The 21,965-nt window shown below is 36.4% G+C and carries 17 protein-coding genes; 3 read left to right on the forward strand and 14 right to left on the reverse strand.

The genetic code is table 11. The annotated features are described in order from the left end of the window. Positions 1 to 24: 24 nt before the first annotated feature. From ACUN28_RS23935 to ACUN28_RS23950, 4 genes are all read right to left on the reverse strand, one after another. Positions 25 to 3,018 carry a YhgE/Pip domain-containing protein gene (locus ACUN28_RS23935; RefSeq protein ID WP_016136594.1) on the reverse strand — a complete coding sequence of 998 codons (2,994 nt, stop codon included), beginning with the start codon at positions 3,016 to 3,018 and terminating at the stop codon, positions 25 to 27. 216 nt (positions 3,019 to 3,234) lie between these two features. Then, complete coding sequence (locus tag ACUN28_RS23940; protein ID WP_016088979.1) at positions 3,235 to 3,807, reverse strand: TetR/AcrR family transcriptional regulator; 573 nt, start codon at positions 3,805 to 3,807, stop codon at positions 3,235 to 3,237. A 213-nt stretch (positions 3,808 to 4,020) separates the two neighbouring features. After that, a complete protein-coding gene (locus ACUN28_RS23945) occupies positions 4,021 to 5,919 on the reverse strand; it encodes a M56 family metallopeptidase (protein WP_016088980.1) in 1,899 nt (632 codons plus the stop codon). A 2-nt stretch (positions 5,920 to 5,921) separates the two neighbouring features. Beyond that, positions 5,922 to 6,323 carry a BlaI/MecI/CopY family transcriptional regulator gene (locus tag ACUN28_RS23950; RefSeq protein ID WP_000184503.1) on the reverse strand — a complete coding sequence of 134 codons (402 nt, stop codon included), beginning with the start codon at positions 6,321 to 6,323 and terminating at the stop codon, positions 5,922 to 5,924. A gap of 228 nt (positions 6,324 to 6,551) precedes the next feature. Between ACUN28_RS23950 and ACUN28_RS23955 the strand changes: the two genes are divergently transcribed. Continuing rightward, positions 6,552 to 7,406: a hypothetical protein gene (locus tag ACUN28_RS23955; protein ID WP_016088981.1), complete on the forward strand. Its 855-nt coding sequence runs from the start codon at positions 6,552 to 6,554 to the stop codon at positions 7,404 to 7,406. 113 nt (positions 7,407 to 7,519) lie between these two features. Here ACUN28_RS23955 and ACUN28_RS23960 read toward each other — a convergent pair whose 3' ends face one another. Next, a complete protein-coding gene (locus ACUN28_RS23960) occupies positions 7,520 to 7,819 on the reverse strand; it encodes a hypothetical protein (RefSeq protein WP_016088982.1) in 300 nt (99 codons plus the stop codon). Positions 7,820 to 7,918: 99 nt separating this feature from the next. Then, complete coding sequence (locus ACUN28_RS23965; RefSeq protein WP_016088983.1) at positions 7,919 to 10,285, reverse strand: DUF6359 domain-containing protein; 2,367 nt, start codon at positions 10,283 to 10,285, stop codon at positions 7,919 to 7,921. Positions 10,286 to 10,526: 241 nt separating this feature from the next. Between ACUN28_RS23965 and ACUN28_RS23970 the strand changes: the two genes are divergently transcribed. Continuing rightward, the gene (locus ACUN28_RS23970; protein ID WP_016088984.1) at positions 10,527 to 11,879 is read left to right on the forward strand and encodes a DUF4026 domain-containing protein; all 1,353 of its coding nucleotides are present in this window, start codon (positions 10,527 to 10,529) and stop codon (positions 11,877 to 11,879) included. A 52-nt stretch (positions 11,880 to 11,931) separates the two neighbouring features. Here ACUN28_RS23970 and hemY read toward each other — a convergent pair whose 3' ends face one another. From hemY to ACUN28_RS23990, 4 genes are all read right to left on the reverse strand, one after another. Beyond that, on the reverse strand, positions 11,932 to 13,353 hold the full coding sequence (gene hemY / locus ACUN28_RS23975; protein WP_016088985.1) for a protoporphyrinogen oxidase: 1,422 nt from the start codon (positions 13,351 to 13,353) through the stop codon (positions 11,932 to 11,934). 19 nt (positions 13,354 to 13,372) lie between these two features. Next, on the reverse strand, positions 13,373 to 14,308 hold the full coding sequence (gene hemH, locus ACUN28_RS23980) for a ferrochelatase (protein WP_016088986.1): 936 nt from the start codon (positions 14,306 to 14,308) through the stop codon (positions 13,373 to 13,375). Between the two features lie 14 nt (positions 14,309 to 14,322). Then, positions 14,323 to 15,369 carry a uroporphyrinogen decarboxylase gene (gene hemE, locus ACUN28_RS23985; RefSeq protein WP_016088987.1) on the reverse strand — a complete coding sequence of 349 codons (1,047 nt, stop codon included), beginning with the start codon at positions 15,367 to 15,369 and terminating at the stop codon, positions 14,323 to 14,325. Between the two features lie 189 nt (positions 15,370 to 15,558). Then, the gene (locus ACUN28_RS23990) at positions 15,559 to 17,676 is read right to left on the reverse strand and encodes a transglycosylase domain-containing protein (RefSeq protein WP_016088988.1); all 2,118 of its coding nucleotides are present in this window, start codon (positions 17,674 to 17,676) and stop codon (positions 15,559 to 15,561) included. A 127-nt stretch (positions 17,677 to 17,803) separates the two neighbouring features. Between ACUN28_RS23990 and hmoB the strand changes: the two genes are divergently transcribed. Then, complete coding sequence (hmoB, locus tag ACUN28_RS23995; protein ID WP_016088989.1) at positions 17,804 to 18,301, forward strand: heme-degrading monooxygenase HmoB; 498 nt, start codon at positions 17,804 to 17,806, stop codon at positions 18,299 to 18,301. Positions 18,302 to 18,440: 139 nt separating this feature from the next. Here the strand turns inward: hmoB and ACUN28_RS24000 are convergent, their stop codons facing one another. From ACUN28_RS24000 to ACUN28_RS24015, 4 genes are all read right to left on the reverse strand, one after another. Then, on the reverse strand, positions 18,441 to 19,859 hold the full coding sequence (locus ACUN28_RS24000) for a PH domain-containing protein (RefSeq protein ID WP_016088990.1): 1,419 nt from the start codon (positions 19,857 to 19,859) through the stop codon (positions 18,441 to 18,443). Beyond that, positions 19,852 to 20,328, reverse strand: a complete 477-nt coding sequence (locus ACUN28_RS24005; RefSeq protein WP_016088991.1) for a PH domain-containing protein — start codon at positions 20,326 to 20,328, stop codon at positions 19,852 to 19,854. The genes ACUN28_RS24000 and ACUN28_RS24005 overlap by 8 nt, the downstream gene beginning before the upstream one ends. Positions 20,329 to 20,401: 73 nt before the next feature. Then, positions 20,402 to 20,698 (reverse strand): hypothetical protein, encoded by a 297-nt coding sequence (locus tag ACUN28_RS24010; RefSeq protein WP_016088992.1) that lies wholly within the window; start codon positions 20,696 to 20,698, stop codon positions 20,402 to 20,404. A gap of 249 nt (positions 20,699 to 20,947) precedes the next feature. Further along, entirely contained in the window at positions 20,948 to 21,940 is a 993-nt protein-coding gene (locus tag ACUN28_RS24015) for a hypothetical protein (protein WP_016088993.1), read from the reverse strand. Positions 21,941 to 21,965: the final 25 nt, after the last annotated feature.

A 21,965-nucleotide genomic window follows, 5' to 3' on the forward strand; every position in this document is an offset into this window, starting at 1 on the left:
CAGTGCCTTTTTTATTGGTCTTATTTACGCTTCAACCGATTGATTTTCAGCAATATTTTTAAACTGTCGTTTATGCATCCAAGTTAATGAGGCGATAGTTCCAAGTGATAACACAACGATGAAAATCATGAGTATTCCTATGTTTTGCCACATGAAGTTAAAGTCTCCACTTGATACGACTGCTTTCAATCCTGATACAGAGTATGTCATCGGTAACCAAGCGTTGAATGGTTGTAAAAACTTCGGAATCAATTCTAGTGGGAATGTTCCAGCACTTGTTGTAAGCTGAATAATTAATGTGATAATGGCAATAAAACGCCCTGCATCACCGAATGCTGTTACTAAACATTGAATTAATGCGATAAACGCTAAGCTTGTAACGATGCTAAAGAGTATAAAGTACGGAATGCTTTGTACTTCTACACCTAACCCAAATAGTAATATAACATCAGCTACTACCGCTTGAATAACTCCAACTGATAGTAAAACACCAAACTTACTAATAAACCAGCTAAATCCTGATTTCGGAACGCCGACTGTATCACGTAATGGATATACGATTGATAGTAGCAATGCCCCAACGAATAAACCGAGTGATAAGAAATATGGTGTGAATCCTGTTCCGTAGTTTGGAACTTCCGCCATTTTCTCCGTCTTCACTTTTACAGGACTTGCAAACATATCATACGTTTTATCGGTTCCTTTTACTTCACCCGTTTTCTCAGCCCCTTCGCCAAGTTTCTCAGCAAGTTCACCTGAACCGTCGTTTACTTTTACGAGGCCATCTGTCACTTTTCCTGAGCCGTCTGCTAGTTTATTTACGCCGTCGATTAGCTGGGTTGAACCAGTTGATAATGTACCTAAGCCTGTTGTTACTTGACCGGATCCATCTGCTAATTGCGTTATTCCGCCTGACATTTGGCCCGCTCCTGCAGATAATGTATCTAAACCACCTGTTACTTGGCTTGAGCCATCCGCTAATTTCGTTACGCCTCCAGATAATGTGCCTAAACCGCCTGTTACTTGGCTTGAGCCATCCGCTAATTTCGTTACGCCTACAGATAATGTACCTAAACCGCCTGTTACTTGGCTTGAGCCATCTGCTAATTGATTTACTCCACCTGCCATTTGGTTTGCTCCTGTAGATAATTGACCTAAACCGCCTGTTACTTGGCTTGAGCCATCTGCTAATTGATTTACTCCGGCAGATAATTGACCTAATCCTGCTGTCACTTTTCCTGAGCCGCTTTGTAATTGTGTTACGCCATCAATTAATTGAACCGATCCATCTTTTAATTTATCAGCACCTATTTTTGCATTATCTAATCCCTCACCAAATCCATAAAACTTACTAACAAATTCATTTTGTGCGTTCGTTAGTTTCTCAACACCACCCGCCAGAGTTTTCACCCCTGCTGGATTTGGTAATTGTTTTTGCAATCCATTTGTTGTTTGATGTATTTCGCCTGTTAATTGTTTTACTTCTTCATTTAATTTATTTGTTCCACCCGCTACTCCGGCAGCTTTTTGCTGAACTGTCGCTGTACTTTTTACAGCACTTGTTATGAATGGTTGTAACTGCTCTTGATATTCTTTTGGTAAACTTTCAATTTGCTTTTGTAAATTCGCTACATCTTGCGCTGCGTTTTTGGCATCTCCTGCTGTTGATTGTGTAAGTTCATTTAACTGATTTACATTCGCCCCAGCTCCATCTATTTTCTCATTTACTGTATTCAATATAGAAGGAACTTTCGACTGCATTTCCTCCAAGCCTGCAGCAGATTTTTGTACGTTACTATTTAAATCTTGCAATCCCTTTTGAATTTCTTGAGATCCTTTTTCTAATTGCCTTTGCCCTTCAGCAAGTTTTCCCATACCATTTGATAAATCAGTTGTTCCTGTTTTTAATTCGCCGGATTTACTTACTAATTGGTTCAAGCCACCGGTCACTTTCTCAGATCCATCACGCAATTCACCCGTTTTGCTATTTAACGTATTTAAACTTGCTGTTATTTTTCCGGAACCATCTACTAATTTTCCGATACCTGTTTGCATCTCACTTGTTTTGCTATTTAACGTATTTAAACCGTCTGTTACTTTTCCGGATCCGTCTACTAATTTCCCGATACCCGCATTGCTATTTAGTGCATGTAAACCATCTGTTACTTTTCCAGATCCGTCTACTAATTTCCCGATACCTGCATTGCTATTTAATACATGTAAACCGTCCGTTACTTTTCCGGAACCATCTACTAATTTTCCGATACCTATTTGCATCTCACCTGTTTTGCTGTTTAACGTATTTAAACCATTTGTCACTTTCCCAGATCCATCAAATAGTTTCCCTACTCCATCCTTCATCTCCCCAGACTTCCCTTGCAGTGTATGAAGGCCATCTGTCACTTTACTTGAACCATCGTGCAATTCACTTGATCCGTCGTGTAGTTTATTTGCTCCTTCCGCCCCATCTGCTAATCCTTTTGAGACGTCTTGAATGGAATCAAACATTTTCTCTGCATATGTTTTGGTTAACGTACTTGATACTTCAGTTTTAATCTTTTCAATGGCTGTTCCGCCAATTTGTGAAGATAAGAAGTTTAAACTTTCGTTTGGAATATATTCTAAGTTTAATGGTTTTGGATCATCTTTTAATAACGTTGTAGCGTTACTTGAGAAGTCATCTGGAATGCGTACTAACATGTAATACTTTCTACCTTCCATTCCTTTTTTCGCCTCTTTTTCACTTACAAATTCCCATTTAAAACTTGTATTATCTTTTAAGTTATCAACGAGCCCTTTTCCGACCTCAATTGGTTTCCCATCAAATACTGCACCTTTATCTAAATTGACTACCGCAACTGGTAAATCATCTAACTGTTTATACGGATCCCAAAAGGCCCATAAAAACATACCTGCATATAAAATTGGTACGAATAAAACCGCGATAATTGGAATTAATATTTTTTTACTTTTTATAATTTGTGTGAACTCTTTACGAAGTAACTGATTTCCTTTCATCATTTCTCCCCCTTTTTTTTGAATGACCAAAATGTTCATTTGGTCATTTTTACCCAAATAAAAAGGCTATACTTATTCATACATATGCCTTATCCCCGAATTTATACTATGCAAATGTTCCTTACTATGAAGTAAATATTTCTATTATCCCTCCTAAAATAAATATATGACCATTCTGTTCAAGTGGTCACTTTTTATAATAATAAAAGGATTATCTTAGTTTGACAATCCTTTTAATAAATAAAGTTCAAATAATTCTGCGATTTTTTCTTTTTCTAACGGTTTATGATTTTTTTCCCAATCAAAAATAAGCGATACGTATAAGCGAAGCATAATAAATGCTGTAATTTCTGGATCACATTTGCTAATTTCACCTTTTTCAATCGCAATCTTTAAATACGATTGAATGACAGAAACGATTTCCACATCTACTTGTTGCATCACTTCTTGTACTTCTTTCGTTCCCATATCACGTTCTTCTTGAATTAACTTAATCATGAGCTGATGTTCTTTTCTGAATTCTAATATGCTATATAATGCTCTATGTACATTTTCAAAAAATGAAACATCTGAACGAATTGCATGTTCTGCAACTTGCTTCATTTCTGTAATTAAATTAGAAATAATTTCACCAAATAGCTCTTCTTTATTTTTGAAAAAAGTATAAATCGTTCCTTTTCCTACATTCGCTAACTTCGCTACTTGATCCATCGTTGTTGCTTTATAACCGAACGCTGAAAAAGACTTTGTTGCAGCTTCAATAATAGAACGCTTTCGATCTATCGCCACATCGTCACCTCCAAAAATGACCAATTGGATAATATAGTCAATCAGTACATCTTTGATATTACCACACGCTTACATTCTATACAAGTTCTCTTTTTTATTATTTCCAGTATAAAAAATTCCAGTCAAGTTATATCATACTGTCCATAGTGTATCAGAAGAAAAGAGAAAAGGAAAAGGTGTTCTTGAGATATACATCTCAAGAACACCTTTTTATTATTTCAACATAGAAAGCATAACCTTCTCTAACTCTTCTTTATTTACATTCTTATCGAATACTGCTTCTCCTGGGTTCTCTAAACTATGATTAATAATAACGATTTGGTATGCACTATTTTTCCCTTTTGCAGGAACAATCATCTTCATACCTTGTAAATTACTATGCGAGTTATGAGTCGCATAGTATATTTGATTACCTTCTAGTTCGTACTGTTCAATGTTTTCTTCTACAACAAACAAAGCATGGAACGGATCTTTACTTTCCCCAAAAACTTGTGATTGAGAAATTGCATAATTTCCTTTTCCGTTTGTATATTCTAAATCAATAATTAATTCAGGTCTTCTCTTAATAAAATAACTTACCTTTTCATCCTTCAGATTGTATCCTTCAATTGTGTACGTTGGCTTCTTAATTTGAAAATCAACATGTTCCTGCGCTTCCTTCACCGTATAATTTAAAGATTCATGCACTTTGTCATCAAATGGTTTTGCTTGATCATAAAGTGCATATAATTTGTCACGATCAGCTTCTGTTAAACGCTCTTCTCTAAAAAATATTGACTCGTAGTCAGAATCTCTCGGAGCCCCTTTTTTCTGTATATTAATAATTTCTTTAGATAATTTTATGTACTGCTGGAATTCATCTTTTGTTAAAGCCTTTTCAGCTAAATATATATAATCTGTCTTTTGTTCATACACTCTTGCTGAATAATGATATTCTTTTTTCGCATTTTCTTCTGTACCATACAGCATATCTACAGCATTTTGGAAAGCATCCTTTGACTGCTCTACCTGATCCTCTTGTTTTTCTTGCCCTTCCGTTGCACGTGCGTTGAATAAAGAGAGGGATGCTATAGCAACTATAGCAATAACTCCAAGTAAAGAAAGACGATACGATTTCTTTTGGAACTTTTTAATCATAACGATTCTCCTTTTTAGTGTTCGTTTATTTCTACTTAAATTTGCTAGGCTTGGTGCTTGATAGGAATAGTGTTCTAGAAGGGTAATAATTGTATGACCGTATGCAATTTGCTCCTCTTTATCTATAAAAGTAAGCGCATATGCATCACAGGCTAATTCTTGATCTTCTCGCATACAGAAATAGGCGTACCAAAGAATCGGATTGAACCAATTTAATAGGAGTAAACTATACATAATCCAATTTACCGCTACGTCATTTCTCTTAATATGGGCTAACTCATGGTAAAAGACATATTGTAATTGTTGTTCATTTAATACTTTCATATGTTTTTTTGATAGTAATACTTTCGGACGAAAGAAACTAAATACGGTTGGACTCGCAATTTTTCCTGCTAGACGTAATGAAACTGCCTTCTTTATTTTCATAGACTGCTTACAGCGATTAAACACTGTAACGACCTGTTCATCTGTAATATCCGGTTGTTTCTTTATGTAAGAATATAAACGTCTATTTGTAATAAACGTTATGACTGCTAATATGATTACCCCAGCTAACCAAACATATAGAGCGATTTTGTATAAAGAAAATGCAGTCTGTTGTTCCGCACCCGCTTTTACTTCAGGTCCACTATTTTTTGTCACAGTTTCTGAATTTGATTCGAATTCCACTTTACGGTCGCTTTCTATGTTCACTATACTCTCAGTAGCCGGCATATTTTTTGGAATAACTTCCGACACACTAGAACTATAAGAAAGTAATGAATAAATGCTATAAGAGCTATCTGGTGACCATGGTAAAAGGAGTCTTATCATTAGTACGATCCACAGCATATATTGCCACCGGGGCGTTAATTTATTTCTAAATAGCACTTTTATACATAGAATAAATCCAACTAATATGCTAGCCATAAGTGACGTTTCTATAAGCCAATCAAAAAAATGAGGAAGGTATACATTTATAAGCGTGTCTATCATTGTTATCTATCCTTCCTCTTGTTCTCCTCAGTCTTCTCATCTAAAATGCGTTTCAGTTCATTAATATCTTCTGAAGATAATTTTTCCTCTTTTAAAAAATTAACAAGTAGTGGCTTAAACGCTGCGCCACAAAAACGCTTTAGCAAAGATTTCGTTTCAACTTGTAAATAATTATCTTGTGATACTAACGGATAATAAGCGTACATACGCCCTTTATCTTGATGGTAAGAAACGGCTTCCTTTTGTACTAACCGATTAATTAATGTCCGGATTGTTTTCGGTTTCCAATCCATTGCATCTTCCAGTTCTTCTATAATTTCATTCGCTGTTTGTGGAGAGTTCGACCAAAGTACTTTCATAATTTCTAATTCTGCTTCAGATATTTTAGGTAATTGATTTGTCATAGTATATTTCACTCCCTTGTATTACATTTGTAATCTATAACTAAGATTACAAATGTAATACTTAATTGTCAACCAAATTTTAGAAAAAAATACTTTCAACTAAACCTTACTTAACAACAAATTTCCCTTTTTTCAAATAATCAAATAAAAAAACCAAGAAAATCTTTACATTTAATAGTAATATAGAAAATAGACAAGTTTATCAAAATAGTGGAGGCTTTTTCAGTCATGATGCGTGCGCTTCGTTTAAATATAAAGCAAGCTTTTTGTAATCGTGTTTCTTTAATTATTATGTTTAGTGGATTCGTTCTTATTTGTATTTATCACTATTATTATGTAATTCGTTATTTAGGAGATCCAGCGAGTGGACCTATTTCAACAGATATGAAATGGATTGGATTTCGCGACAATGAAATGGACGTTTATTTGTTATTAATGCCAGTTATTGCGAGTTTTCCCTTTAGTACAAGTTACAATTCGGATAAGTCAGATGGTTTTAAACCGTTTGTGAGTAAGGGGATTTCTATCTTTACTTATTCAGTAACGAAATATATCGTTACGTTTTTTTGCGGAGGATTTCTTTATACGCTTCCATTCATCTTATCATTATTATTTTGCAAATTAACCATTCCAGACGGAGAACCTACAGCTGGTTCAGGCATCATAAATGATGAGGGAATGTTCGCAAACCTATATTTTGATGCACCTCTCACTTACATTACTGTATATATCGGAATTAATTTTTTATTTGCAGGTTTAATGGCCCTTTTAGGACTTGCTGCATCTGTATGGTCACAAAAGGACTATATGGCAATTCTCTTTCCATTTGCAGTTGCCTCCATTCCGTACGTCCTGCTAAATACAATACTTCCTTCAATAGGCGGAGCACCTTTTCATTTATATGATCCGAAACAACCATTGCAAGGCATGTCACCGTATATTTTAACGATGCAATGTACTTTCTTCCTTCTCGTTAGCTTATTCATGTATATACAAGGAGTAAAACGGGATCGAAAAAAATATAGAAGAAGACTGCAAAAAAGAGATCGGTGTAGAAAAGCGTTTCAAGCAATTTCAGACTAAATGATGATATGAATAAGAGCGTAATTCCCTAATTTAGCTTAGAGAATTACGCTCTTATTCTCATTTACATGTATCAATCTTATATTTTCAATACTCATATAATCATCCCCCCTTTACGGCGTACCTGCCAATCCCCATAAAATAACGACCGCCGCAAAATAAATCGCTTTAATACCTACAACTGAACATAATAAAATAATTGCATATTTACTTAATTCTCTTCTTGCACCTATTAAAGTAAAAATCACTGCCAAACTAAATGTTACATAGGACGATGCTGTATGTATTAAGTTATACGTAATGTCCAAATTTTGAGTAAGTCCTGTTATCTCCGCTACAAATTGGAGCATGACAATTGTACTAAAAAATATTGCAAGCTGATTCATTAACTTTCCATTTATTCCTGCTTGCATCTTTAACCTCCTTGTTAAAAAACTGAATTTTTAATCAATTTTAACATGATTTTCACAGAAAAAGAACGCTTAGTATATTAAGCGCTCTTTTTCAACTATTTAAGAAGCTTTCTTCAAATCGATTTGAGCAAGTACTGGGTCGTGGTCACTTACACGTCCATGTTCTTTCATAATGTTTGAGTTTAAGTGTACTGGATCTACAATTGTGTGTGGTGCGATGTTGTTTGTTACTAAAATATGATCTAACACTTGTGCATTTCCTTCATGAATGTACGTGTAGCGGTTCTCTTTCGGCACTGTGTTTAACATATTTTTTAAGTTTGTTCCTTCTAGTGTTTTTAGTGGTTTAGCGAACTCAAAATCGTTCATATCCCCTAACACAACAACTGGTGCATTCGTGTTCTTTTTCTGAATTCCTTGTACGAAGTGATTTACTTCTTGCGCTAATTGAATTCGTTTTTCTTCACTCATTAATACGAGCGGCTGCACTTTTCCAAATGGCGTTGCATCCCCTATTTTTGAGTTTAAGTGATTTGCAACGACAACAACGTTTTGTCCTTGGAACGTAAATTCTGCTGCAAGCGGTTTACGTGTACTTTCAAATAATGGGTTTTCATCTCCAATACGAACAACATTTTTATCAAGTAACTTCGGTACTGCTGCTAATTTCACGCGTGATGGGTTGTAGAAGAAACCGACGCGAATATTCGCTCCTGGTGCTCCCCCATCTAGATTATTATGCGGAGCAATTTCTACATACTCATACTTCGGTCCACGAATTTCTAGCACTGCATCAATGATACGTTTTGCGCTTAACGAAGCATCTGTTGTACCGTCATTAATTGTTCCATTATTATCTTGCATTTCCTCTACACCGATAATATCTGGCATTTTTAAATTGTATTTAATTGAATAGGCTAACGCTTTTACTTTTTCATCTGTTGTTTCTTTTTTATTCGCCGAGAAGTTTTCAATGTTATATGTAGCAACTGTTAACTTATCAAGACGAGGTTGAATATTTGCCCCTACTTGCTTAAATCCACCGTCCACTACAGATGGTAATTCTGTTACTGGTGAAATGCGGAACGAACCGTAATCATATCCTACTACCCCTGTTATATCTCCAGTGAAAGTATCTCCTACTTTTGCTACATAATCACGAGGTACCTTTACAGAAAGGCGCTCTGGGTTTAATTGATTTTCATCTAATAAAGGTGTGCCATATTTCGTTACGACTTTATCTCCACCATTTTTTACTGTTACATATAAATTCCCGTTTTTCTGAGGTGCAATAATTTTTGGCGTTGGCATCGTAACGCGCATACCTTCTACACTTTCATAAAAGTCGATTGCATCTTCATTTGGATCAAATAAACCGAATGCATCATTATCGATAATTTGATCAGGAATTTTCACACCGTTTTCCCCTAATACAATCGGTGCTGGTAAAGGTTGATCTTTTGCGATTACAGCAACACGGCTCGCCTTAATTTCCGTCGTCGTTAAGTCAGTTTCAAATCGTTCTGCATATCCAGGTCCAACGTATTCTTCTACTTCTCCATCAACTTGAATAAGATCTCCTACCGCTACATTCGCATCTTTTTTGTATACGTACATACCTTCTGACGTAGCTGGGTCATTATCCGGCTGATTATCTTCTATATAAAAACCATTTTTATCAAGCGCTGTGACAACGCCTTCCACATTGTATACTTTCTTCCCTTTGTAAGGAGAAATATGTGATTTTCCTTGAATATCATGAATACGAACCTGTTCATTGTTTACGATAATAAATGAAAACGTTGAAATTGCTGAAGAAGTAAACCCTTCTTTCTCTGCAATTGCTTTAATCACACTATTTTCATTCATTACAATTTGTCCGTTATAACGAACACTTTTATTTGTAGGGTTAGAGCCATCTAACGTATAGTAGATTGTTGCTCCTTCTGTATTCGTTGTTAATGTTACCGCTGTGCCCTTCGCAATTTCTCCGCCACCAGGCGAAGCTACTACATCGCTAACACGGTTTTGTCCTTCCCCTTGAAACTTATGAGCTGTTACGGATTTTAAACCTGGGCTACTAAAATATAATTCAAGCGTCCCTGTTAAACTAACTTTCTTCCCGATATTTTCAGGATGATCTTTCACGTTTACTGCTGCTCTCACATCGCCTTTTGGCAACTGAACAGGCATAATTTTGTCTGGATTCGTTTCATTTGGCGAATCCGCAATTGCTACGTTTGTATCATCAAACTTAGCCGGATCTTTCGTGTATTTAGAAGGACTTTGCGTATATCCGACAATATATCCTTCCACTGTCCCCTTCGTTTTCCCTTGCTGCTTAAATACTTGAATTGCTTTTTCTACTGACATAGAAGTCGTTTCTTCTGCCTGTGCTAAAGTTCCAGTAAATGAAAGCAATAGCAAGAATGATAAAAAGATACTTAACAATTTCTTCACAGCCATTTTCCTCTCCCTATTTCATATTTTCTCAGCATTTCTATCATATCAAATGATTCGTTATATAGAATGATATTTCGACAAATTTTACAAAAAATTTATTTAATTTACAAGCTTTCAAACTACAATACAAAATAATAATTTTACACCTTCTACGAATGCGAACTATAATAGTAGAGAGAGAAAACAGAAAATATCGAAATTTAATTGGCATGTAAAATGGATTCATTTGAATAGGAGTGATTGGATGGAAGTGCAAACAGAAACATACCGCGCAGCTATGAATGGAACATTAGAACGTCATTTTTCAGATATGATTGCCGTTATACCAACTAGAATTACAATTGAGCAGCTAAAACAGCGGCTAGAAACTGTCTCTACTAAAGTTGATGAGTTAAAAATTGTTTATAGTGATGAGACAAGCCTTATTGTTGAGTTACATATGGATGAAACAGTCATACCGTATGAACTGCATATTGATGAAACGAATGATCCTGAAGAATATAAACTGTACAATAGACAAGATTCCACAATCGTAGACCGTACTTTTGAAGATGCAGCTTATGGTACTGAAATTTTCACTCGCACGCTATTTGTAGGTGATGTACTGGACTGCTTTTTCCAGCAAATACAATTTTTATGGAACCTCGCTCCAGACTTATTATTTGTAATTGATTCAAGCGCAGCAATGAAAGTGATATCTAGAAACTATATTGAATATCACGTTGAAAATGAATTATTACCTGACATTCCTGACCTATACGTTATTCATTCTGTTTATGAAGACGATAAAGAAGGCGAGCCTACGCAATATTGGTTTCATACACACGGCCTTTTAAGAGCAGGCGTAACAGAAATAGAATTAATGATTCCAAATCGCATTTCTTCTTATTACGGCATTGGTGATCTCTTTCAAACATTTGCTAATAATGCCGTTGAGAATGGACAAGTCCCTATGAATGAGCCTATCGTTATCGCACATAGTCAGCAAGGTTCTATCCATACAGTAGCTGTTCCGTGGGAAAAAGGATTATCTTATATTGGGCATAAAACGAGTATGGATCAATTGTCTTCCATCGAGGATGAAGAAGTGAAACTACAACCAATAGATGCACAAAACGTATTCTTAGGCGGGATGGATGACCGAGATGAATACCATCAATCTCCATCCGTTCTCTTATTCAAATTTAATACTTCAGAAGAATATATTGAAAGTTTTTTCAAAGAACACGAGGAAGCTACAGGGCTTATGTTCTATAAAACAAATAGTGAAACCGACCGTATGGCTTACAATGCGAAGAATACTTTCGGGTATTTCAGCAATATTTTTCACATTGAACAATCAAATGAAGATTTTCGTTTCCTCGCTAAGTTTGGTGTCTCCTACGAAGAAGGAAAAAGTGAACATATGTGGTTTGAAATGCAAGACATTACGGAAGATTTCATTCAAGGAATACTCATTAATGAACCATATTTTATAAAAGATATGAGTGAAGGAAATAGTTATCATTTAGATTTTGATAACTTAACAGAGTGGGTTATTTATGCGGGAGATGCAGTGATAAAGCCAAATAACTTATATATGTTTATTGGCGAATAAATATTTTATATAACAAGCGAAACGCCTTCAATATGATTGAAGGCGTTTCATTTTATTGTGCAATTAATTCCGTATGCATTACTTTCTCCAAATGAGATAGCACACGCTTTGCGGCTTTCTCACCTTGATCAATACAGTCCGGAAGACCAGAACCAGCGTAAGAACTACCTGCCAAGTATATACCTGGCAACTCTTTCTCCATAAATGTTGTGAGTTTCTTCATTCGCTCGTTATGGCCTACTGTATATTGGGGCATCGCTTCTTTCCAGCGGCTTACGACTGTAAACTCTGGATCCTCTGTAATATCCATCGTCTTTCGTAAGTCTTCTAGCACAAGCTGAACGAGTTCCTCTTCTGTTTGTTCTACAACCGCTTCATCACCAGGTCGTCCAACGTAACAACGAAGAAGCGTTTTTCCTTCTGGCGTTGTATGTGGCCATTTTTTATGTGTCCACGTGCATGCTGTAATTGTGTAATCACTATTTCTTGATACGACAAATCCTGTACCATCGATATCACGCTGAATGGCTGATTTCGGAAAAGCCATTGCCACATTTGCAACTGATGTGGACGGAATGTTGCGGAAGAAACGAAACTGCTTGTACTGCGCGAACATAGATGGCAATACTTTATGTGAGCTTGCCACTACGACCGCGTCCACTTCTATTTCTTTTCCGTTACTAAGAATAATCGTATAGCCATCACCAAGTTTTGCAACTTTTTCAATGCGAGTTCCCTTTATTATCGTACCTTCATGTATCTTCGCTTCGAGAGATTCTACTATAGATTCTAAACCTGTTTTCACTGTTTGGAAGATTCCCTTTTTCGGTTCAGATGTCTCTTTTTTCGGAGCGAGCGTACGCATACCGAGTGAAATACTGCGATGTTTCTGCTCAATTTGATACATTTGTGGGAATGTTGACATTAAGCTCATTTCATCGATATCCCCTGCATAAATACCCGATAGTAATGGTTCGATTAAATTTTCAACCACTTCGTTGCCGAGGCGATGTCTGAAAAAATGCCCGAGTGATTGGTCAGATACTGGTTTTGATCGCGGCATTAACAGATCAAAACCAGCTCTTATCTTACCAATTGGGGAGAACAGCCTGGAAAATAGAAACGGCGTAATTTGCGTTGGAATTCCCATCATTGATCCGCTCGGCATTTTATGTAACCGATTGTTTACGAGGATAAATGATTGACCGGCCTTATTATTTACAAGTTCATCGCCAAGACCTAATTCTTTCGCTAATCTAGCTGCACTTTCTTTTCGTGCTAAGAAAGAATCCGGTCCGCGTTCAATTGTAAATCCATCTTTTCGAACGGTTTGAATTTTCCCGCCAAGTTTACCCGATGCTTCTATAAGTAATGTATCAATCGGCAAGTTCTTGTCACGAATATCTTTTTGTAAGTGATACATTGTTGTTAATCCTGTGATGCCACCGCCGATAATTACAACTTTTTTCCTCAAGCAGGCTCCCCCTTTCTTCTTACATTACAGATTCTTTTTTCTTTAATACAACATCTGTTAAGCAATCAATAAATGCATCCGATGCATTTGGCATTTCTGGACGATAATATTTCGCGCCAATTTCATCTGTCACAACTTTACACTCAAAGTCATTGTCATATAAAACTTCTAAATGCTCCGCAACAAATCCAACTGGTGCATACACGAATGAACTGTATCCATACTTTTCATTTAGTTCTCTCGTTAAATCTTGTACATCTGGACCAATCCAAGGATCTGGCGTGTTTCCTGCACTTTGCCAACCTACTGCATAGTTCGCTACTTCAGCACCTCTTGCAATATAATCCGCTGTTTCATTTAATTGATCTGGATATGGATCGCCCATTGCAATAATTTTCTCTGGTAAGCTATGAGCAGATACGATTAATACTGCTTTTTCACGCTCTGCGTCTGACATACCGTTATATATACCTTTCACTGCATCAACCCAGTACTGGATGAATTTCGGTTCTTTATACCAGCTATCAATGCCGTGAATTGTTAAGTTTCCAAGTTTCTCAGCTTCTTCTTGTGCTCGTCCTACATACGATTTCACGCTAAATGTAGAATAGTGCGGCGCAAGAACAAGTGCGATTGCATCTTGTATACCGTCGTTATGCATATCCTTCACTGCATCTTCAATGAAAGGTTCGATATGTTTTAAACCAAGATACATATGGTACTCTACTTCATCTTGTACTTCATTTAAACGCTGTTCTAACTTTTTAGCTTGCTCTAATGTAATAGTAGCTAAAGGAGAAATGCCACCAATTGCACGGTAACGCTCTGTTAAATCTTCTAGCATTTCAGGACTTGGCTTTCTTCCTCTACGAATATGTGTATAGTAACGTTCAATATCTTCTTCTTTATATGGCGTTCCGTATGCCATTACAAGCAAACCAATTTTCTTTTTCATACAGCTATTCTCCTTTACTTCGCTAACTGTTCTTTAGAGTATTCATGAATAAATGTAGTTAATTGTTTTAATGTATCTGGATTTACCTCTGGGAATACACCGTGACCTAAGTTAAAGATATAACCTGGCTCTTTCATCCCTTGATCTAAAATAGCTTTTACATGTTCTTCAATAACAGACCAAGGTGCTAGTAAGAATGAAGGATCCATATTTCCTTGTACCGCCTTATGAACACCGCGTGCACGTGCTTCTTCAATCGGTAAACGCCAGTCTAAACCTACAACATCAAGAGGTAAGTCATGCCATTCATTCACTAAGTGCGCAGCTCCTACGCCGTGCATAATCATTGGAACACCCATCGTACGAACTTCTGCAAAAATACGCTCCATCGCTGGTTTAATAAATATGCGGTAATCTGCTACATTCACTGTGCCAACCCAAGAATCGAAAATTTGAACTGCTTTTGCTCCTGCGTTAATTTGCGCTTTTAAATATGTAATAACCATATCTGCTAGCTTATCCATTAATGCGAACCAAGCTTTCGGCTCTGCATACATGAACGCTTTCGTATTATGATAATTACGAGACGGACCGCCTTCAATCATATAGCTTGCTAACGTAAATGGAGCTCCTGAAAAACCGATTAACGGTACGTCTAACATTTCAGTCGTTAATAAACGAATCGTATCTAATATGTACGGCACATCATCTTCTGGATTGATTTCCCCTAGTTTTTCTACGTCTTGTAAAGAACGGATTGGATTATCAATAACTGGGCCAATACCTGATTTAATTTCTACATCCACACCAATTGCAGGTAGTGGTGACATAATATCTTTATACAGAATTGCTGCGTCTACGTTATATTGATCAACTGGCAACTTTGTAACGTAAGCACATAGCTCTGGATTGTGTGTAATTTCAAATAAAGAATACTTTTCTTTTATCTTTCTATATTCCGGCTGTGAACGACCTGCTTGACGCATATACCATGCTGGTACATATTCGGTACGTTCCCCCCTACATGCTTTTAAAAATGTCTCATTTATAGTTCTTACCAAGACCCTTGCTCCCTTCCTTGCCAATGCTTTTGCTCTAAATACGTTCTATTCCGATATTTATCTTTTTTTACTATACAGCTTGTAAAAACAAAATGCATAACATTATGTACGTTGTTCATGAAATTGACACAAACATACGTAAAACCGCTTACTATTTTCACAACATTCTTATTATAGCACAGAGAAAAACTATGGTTTAGCTACTTTTGACTTTTCCCCTTCGCGATTCGTTTGTGTGTTATATGGTACAACGTAAAAACTAGGTTTTGAAAAGATGTTAACAAACTTTTCTTCATATTCTCCAGCACCGTTTACAGTGTCTACATGCGTATGAATACCATTTTCTACTCTATAAATTCGGTACATAATTCTTTCATCTGGAAGTGGTGTCCAGCTTAATTTCACTTTAAATAAACCGAAAGGGCTAAACGCTAATTTCATTTTCACATCTTCAATCTTGCGCAACCGAATTGGAGCACCGATTGTTTCCACACCTTCTGGTTTCATAAACTGCTCTTTCTGTTCTACATTTGCCTTCGTTAAAATTTTCTTAAACAATTTCGTTGCTGACGCACTTTCTCCTTGCAACTGATGCTCTTTATCCGTACGGTCATAACCAATCCAAACTGCACCTACTAAATTTGGCGTATAGCCAACGAACCACATATCTCTCGCTCCATTGTCGTCATTTGGTAAGGAAGTGGTACCCGTTTTCCCAGCTAACGCCCCGTTATATATACCTGCTTTCGCTGTCCCTTCCTTCACAACTCCTTCTAACATTTTCGTCATATACCATGCCGTTTGTTTCGAGAAAATTTTCGTTTCTACTTTTGGCGATTCTCCAATGACTGCGCCGTGTCTATTTAACACCTTTTCTATAACGTGCGGCTCAATAATAGCGCCATTTGCTAAAAATGCACGATACATTTTCACAAGGTCAAATGTTGAAACACCATTTTTCAATCCGCCAAGCGCTGTACTTAAACCAGCATCAGCAATATGAACATTGCCTTTCTCTAAATATTGCTTGCCTTCTTCTACCCCTAACTCATTTAATAAAGAAACTGCCGGTACATTTGCTGACTCTAAAATCGCATCGTACATCGTCATTTCTTTCGTATATTGACGATTGTAATTTCGAGGTTCATAACCTTCAAAAGAAGTTTTTTCATTCGTTAATAAAGAATACGGATTATATTTTTTCGTTTCGAGTGCTGGTGCATAGACAATCAGTGGTTTTAGCACAGATCCCGGCTGTCTTTTTGCAAAAACACGATTAAACCCTCTCGGGACATACTTTCTTCCGCCAATCGCAGCTTTAATTCCGCCCGTACGATTATCCATTAATAAAAAAGCACCTTGCGCCCCCTCTTCTTTACCAGGAAAATTCCTTGCATCTTGAAACTGGTTATACGCTACCTTTTGAATTTTTTCATCCATCGGTACGACAAACGTATATCCTCCTCGGAGTACCTCTTGATGAGACAACCCGTATAAACGAGCTGCTTCATCTATGACCATATCAATATACGGCATATATGCGAGCTCATTCTCATCTAAGTTTTTGTAAAGAGCAATCGTCTTTCCTTGATAACGTACGCTTTCTTCTGCAGTCAAATAACCTTGTTTATGCATAAGTGACAATACGAGATCACGGCGCTCCTTACTTTTCTCTGGAGAGAAATACGGTGAATATCCGTTTGGCGACTTCGGAAGGCCTGCAAGCATTGCCCCCTCTTCTACTGTTAAATCCTCTACATTTTTATTAAAATACAACTTTGCTGCAGCTTGAATACCATAAGCTCCATGACCAAAATAAATATGATTCATATACATTTCAAGAATTTGTTGCTTCGTATATTTTTGCTCTAATTGAAGGGAAATTGCGATTTCCTTTAACTTGCGTGTAAATGTTTTTTCACGAGTTAAAAAGACGTTTTTAGCGAGTTGCTGCGTAATCGTACTACCGCCCTCTACTTTTTCTCCAGCTAATGTATCTTTATAAAGAGCACGGAATATAGACGGGTAATCAATTCCTTGATGCTCATAAAAACGAGAATCTTCCACCGCAATAAACGACTGCTGTACATGCTTTGGAATTTGCTCGACTGGTACGATGTCCCTATTTTCTACATATAATTTCGTAATTTCTTTCCCTTTCTGGTCAACGATACGTGATGAAGAGTGGAAAACGAGCTGCTTTTCATCCATCATATAGCCACCAGCTAACACAATAAGTTTATAGAGTACAATCGCTAATACAATCGTTGCTAACCCACCTAATAAAGTCCACTTTACTTTCTTCATACATCGGCCTTCTTTCCAAATGATGGTACATTTATTATTTGAAAAAGAAGTATCTTTATGTATATAATCTTCGAAGTTTTTTACGAGAGTTGATATAATGGAAACAAACAATTAAGGGGGCATTAAAATGAAGGCTATTATTTCATACGAAACACCTCTAGAACAAGCACATTTCACTGCAAAAAATGATGAGAAGAATATGTTTTATAAAGAAAATACTGAAGAATCTGTAGAAGGATCACTTCAGTATGACGTACTAGACGCTGTTGGCGAATTTAACGGACAACCTGGCTATATCGTTTGTAACAACATTTCTGTAACAGACGAAGGTCGCCCTGTATTTGAAAACCGTTTTAAAAACCGCGCAGGCCTTATCGAAAACGAACCAGGATTCCAAGCGATCCGCGTTCTTCGCCCATTAAGTAACGATACATATGTTATCTTAACGATGTGGGAAACAGAGCAAAACTTTAAAGACTGGACAGAATCACGTTCATTTGAAAATGCTCATAAAAAACGCCCTGCACAAGCAGAGGGACAAGCTCAAGCGCATCCACATGCAGAGCAGCAAAAAAGTATTTTCTCTCGTCCGTCTTTTGTGACTACTTTTGATGTGTTAGTTTAGGTTTCGGCATTCGGCGTTGTCGGTATGTGAAATTATATTAACGATTTTCTGAATATATCTATCGTATCTTTGAATATATCAACGATTTTTCCAATATATCGACTTATCGACAAATCACGACACAAAAAAGGAAACACCATTACACACCGGTGGTTCCTTTTTCTTTATACCAATTATATATACGAAGCGCGTCTTCTTTTCGCATATGTTTCACATTATATCTATGCCCCGCTACTGATACGGCAGCTGTACATAACTCGTCTTTCTTTTGAAAACGCGACTGACTGTATCCTACTGCTTGAACATGCCTTCTTCGCATGATCCCTGTATATTTCGCAAGGCCACGGTATACCATGACTAACTGATTTTCTCGTATCATATATCCACCACTTTTATACCGAGCGTATGCAAGTAACGTAAATGTGATAAATAGTGGTATTAGCGTGAACAACGCAATATTTTGTTTAAAATATATACTCGCACCGATGATCGGCAGCGCAAGCACCGTACTTGTAATCCAGCCCATTATTACGTAACGGCGCAATGCATCCTTCGGTAAGTGAACGATTTCCTCTTCCATTTCATACGGCAACTGCAAATACGTAAGTAGCTGCTGGACATCTTTCTTTTTCATAAAAGGATGTAACATCACTTCATTTCCAGCCGATTCTATACTTTGAATGACTTCTACTTCAACAGAGCAATAACCGAAAGGCTGACGGAGAATTCCCTCTTTCACCGTAATCGCTTGAATGCGGTGTAATTTTAACACAAACTCTTTCTTATCAAATAACCCTTGCACGATGCGAACTTCATTTCCTTTTCGCTCTATTTTAAAGTTCGCATATTTTAACGCATAGCCAGCTGTTGAAATGACCCACGAAATCGCCATTAAAATCGCAGCCATAACGATTAATTCATATACACCGTTATCCATCACGTACGCTTCCACTTTATTAATAAGCCATTTTGGTAGAAATTGATTAAACTCTGAGTAAATAAGAAGAAGTCCAGAAAATACTAACCCGAATCTACCAGATGTAATAGATGCGAATAAAATTTCTTTCGCTGTTAACTGATAAACCGTCTTACTTCCTTCTTCCTCAGGCGCCTCTTCACTCACAATACTTCTTTCTTTATGTAATAATGCAATGAGTTCCTTCGCTTCCTCTTCTCTAATACCCGCTAACATCACTTCTGGCTCAGTCCCGCCGCCCGCTACTTCTATATTTAATTTCGTCAGTCCAAGCACTTGATAAATAATGTTAGAAGACGTACTAATATTTTGCACACGTTCTTTATTTAAGTAACTTTCCTTCTTTACAAAAACGCCGTGTTTAATATGTAAAATATTGTTTCCAACCCAGTACACTTTGAAATACCATTTTATAGCTGAGAAAATAGCCATAATAAATAATATGGCCAAGAGAACAAGATGAAATAAATACCAAGGTTTCACTTCGCCATCTGAGCGAAATAGAACAAGCAAAATAAAAGGCAACAAAGTCGCAACTCGAATACCTAACAATATCGTGATCGGATGTTGCCTCTTATACATCCTCATCACTCACTTTCGCAAGCTCTCCAATTTGTCTTTTCAACTGTTCTGCTTCTTCTTTCGTTAAGCCTGGAATACTATGAGAAGTTGCTGCTGTTGAAATATGTAATTCTGCTAAATTATATTTTCTCATAATCGGTCCTTGTTCAATCGTTACGTGCTGCACGCGAATCATCGGAATGAGCACGCGTTTTACAACGAACATTCCCTTTTGAATCTCAATCTCTTCTTCATTTAATCTGTAACTATAATAGCGTTGACGTAAATTTGGAAACACAAAATAATCAAGTGGGATAAATATAATAGCTCCTGTTACTAGCAAGCCAAACAACCAACCCCACCAATTAAAATTGATCATAAAAAAGAAATATGCAATTACGACTGCTAGTATAACCGCCGCCCCAATTAAAGCGTGAATTCGCCACACTTTCAGCATATTAGCATGAATCTCTCTTTCTAACGGCTGCATCTCATCACTCCAATTATATGAATTTATTAATTATATATTAGTTGGTATATACATATTTGTAAAATTATAGTTTTTACATCGTATCGATCATTTCTTTAAAATTCCCTTCATTAATGGCATACACTTGAAACTGAATGTAATCTATTTCATTCGTATCTGGTTTAGCAAATGGCAAAATGGTAAATTGAGAAGCTGATCTTCCTAACATATCTACAATCATAAGAGAAACGTCAATATATTCGAGATCTACACGGAATGCTACTGCTTCTCCCGTACATTCATACTCTTTAATCGCATCATAAGACTTATTCGCACTAATTAACATCACTTTTAATAGTTGGTTCAAATTTTCTGGTTTAAAATTAATCATATTCGCAGCTCCTTTTTTCAATAAAACACTACAAAAATAGTGTAATCTTATACTTTCATAGCTTCACACATCAATTATATTAAAAATAAAGCTAGTTTTTTATAAATTTTTTGATATAATTACTTACGGGAAAAGGGAAGAATTTTGTCTTCCCTTGTGTTTTTATTTGCATCTAGTACTTTTGCTAGATGCTTTTTTTTATGGAAAAAAGGTACCCTCATATACTTTGAGGATACCTTTTTCATCAATTTAGTGCATTTCAATAATTGTACCATCTTCGAATACTTTGAATACGCCAGTAAATCCTGGTCCAGCTGCGCCTTCTATTTTATATGTCGTACGCACTCTAATTTGATAATATTTCTTTCCATTCTCTACTTGCGTATGTTCTAGTGTGTAATCATAGTCTTCTTTATATTCATTTTTAATATATGCTTTAGCTTTCTCAAAAGTAAATGTATCTTGAGTCTTTCCTGTTTCTACCTTTTTATTATTTTCTGTCGCCACTTTTTGAGTCTTGTCTGCTTCTACTTTTTTATTATTTTCTGTCGCTACTTTTTGAGTCTTGTCTGCTTCTACCTTTTTATTACTCTCTGTCGCTACCTTTTGATTTTTTTCTGCCTCTGTTTTTTGAGTCTTTTCTGTTGCTACCTTTTGGTTCGTTCCTGCATCAGTTTTTTGTGCCTTTGCTGCTGTTTCACTCTTTGTAGTTTTTTCTTCTTCACTAATTTTCGTAACTAATCCTACTGCTTTTTTATTATACTCTTCAAGGTTCTTGTTATTTTTTGTTTCTGAAACTAGCTTATTTAATGTCTCTTTCGCTTCTGCATAATTTTTCTTATTTATTAACTCTTCACTTTTCGTCAGTTGCTCGCTATACTTCTTTTTTTGTTCTAAAATGGCTAGTAATGCTGTTCGTTCTTCCTTGGCCTGCTTTATAAGCGTAGTATTTCCATCCTTCATGTTCTCTACTTTTTCAAATGACTGAATTGATTCTTCTATCTTTGTTTCTTCTTTTAACTTTACTGCTTCCATCATGATTTTCGTTTGTTCTGCAAGCACTATTGCATCTGAATCGTCTTTTTTCTCATCCAGCGCTCGTTCAAACGATGATAAAGCATTCTTATATTCTTTATTCGTTAACGCGGTCTTCCCTGCATCTATTTCTTTTTCAAAATCTCCATTACTACATCCTGCTAACATTAAAAATGTAATCCCAATTACCGTTAATAACTTCCTCAATGTTTCTCCCCCTATGTATTCCTAA

The organism is Bacillus sp. WC2507 (assembly GCF_052656125.1).

What these genes read in the sequence shown, in the direction of transcription:
- ACUN28_RS24005 (WP_016088991.1), bottom strand. Translation starts at nt 20,328, where the DNA reads ATGCAGCCGTTAGAAAGAGAGATTCATGCTAATATGCTGAAAGTGTGG.
- ACUN28_RS23955 (WP_016088981.1), top strand. Translation starts at nt 6,552, where the DNA reads ATGATGCGTGCGCTTCGTTTAAATATAAAGCAAGCTTTTTGTAATCGT.
- hemH (WP_016088986.1), bottom strand. Translation starts at nt 14,308, where the DNA reads ATGAAAAAGAAAATTGGTTTGCTTGTAATGGCATACGGAACGCCATAT.
- ACUN28_RS24000 (WP_016088990.1), bottom strand. Translation starts at nt 19,859, where the DNA reads ATGTATAAGAGGCAACATCCGATCACGATATTGTTAGGTATTCGAGTT.
- ACUN28_RS23970 (WP_016088984.1), top strand. Translation starts at nt 10,527, where the DNA reads ATGGAAGTGCAAACAGAAACATACCGCGCAGCTATGAATGGAACATTA.
- ACUN28_RS23990 (WP_016088988.1), bottom strand. Translation starts at nt 17,676, where the DNA reads ATGAAGAAAGTAAAGTGGACTTTATTAGGTGGGTTAGCAACGATTGTA.
- hmoB (WP_016088989.1), top strand. Translation starts at nt 17,804, where the DNA reads ATGAAGGCTATTATTTCATACGAAACACCTCTAGAACAAGCACATTTC.
- ACUN28_RS24010 (WP_016088992.1), bottom strand. Translation starts at nt 20,698, where the DNA reads ATGATTAATTTTAAACCAGAAAATTTGAACCAACTATTAAAAGTGATG.
- ACUN28_RS23965 (WP_016088983.1), bottom strand. Translation starts at nt 10,285, where the DNA reads ATGGCTGTGAAGAAATTGTTAAGTATCTTTTTATCATTCTTGCTATTG.
- ACUN28_RS23945 (WP_016088980.1), bottom strand. Translation starts at nt 5,919, where the DNA reads ATGATAGACACGCTTATAAATGTATACCTTCCTCATTTTTTTGATTGG.
- ACUN28_RS23935 (WP_016136594.1), bottom strand. Translation starts at nt 3,018, where the DNA reads ATGAAAGGAAATCAGTTACTTCGTAAAGAGTTCACACAAATTATAAAA.
- ACUN28_RS23950 (WP_000184503.1), bottom strand. Translation starts at nt 6,323, where the DNA reads ATGACAAATCAATTACCTAAAATATCTGAAGCAGAATTAGAAATTATG.
- ACUN28_RS23960 (WP_016088982.1), bottom strand. Translation starts at nt 7,819, where the DNA reads ATGCAAGCAGGAATAAATGGAAAGTTAATGAATCAGCTTGCAATATTT.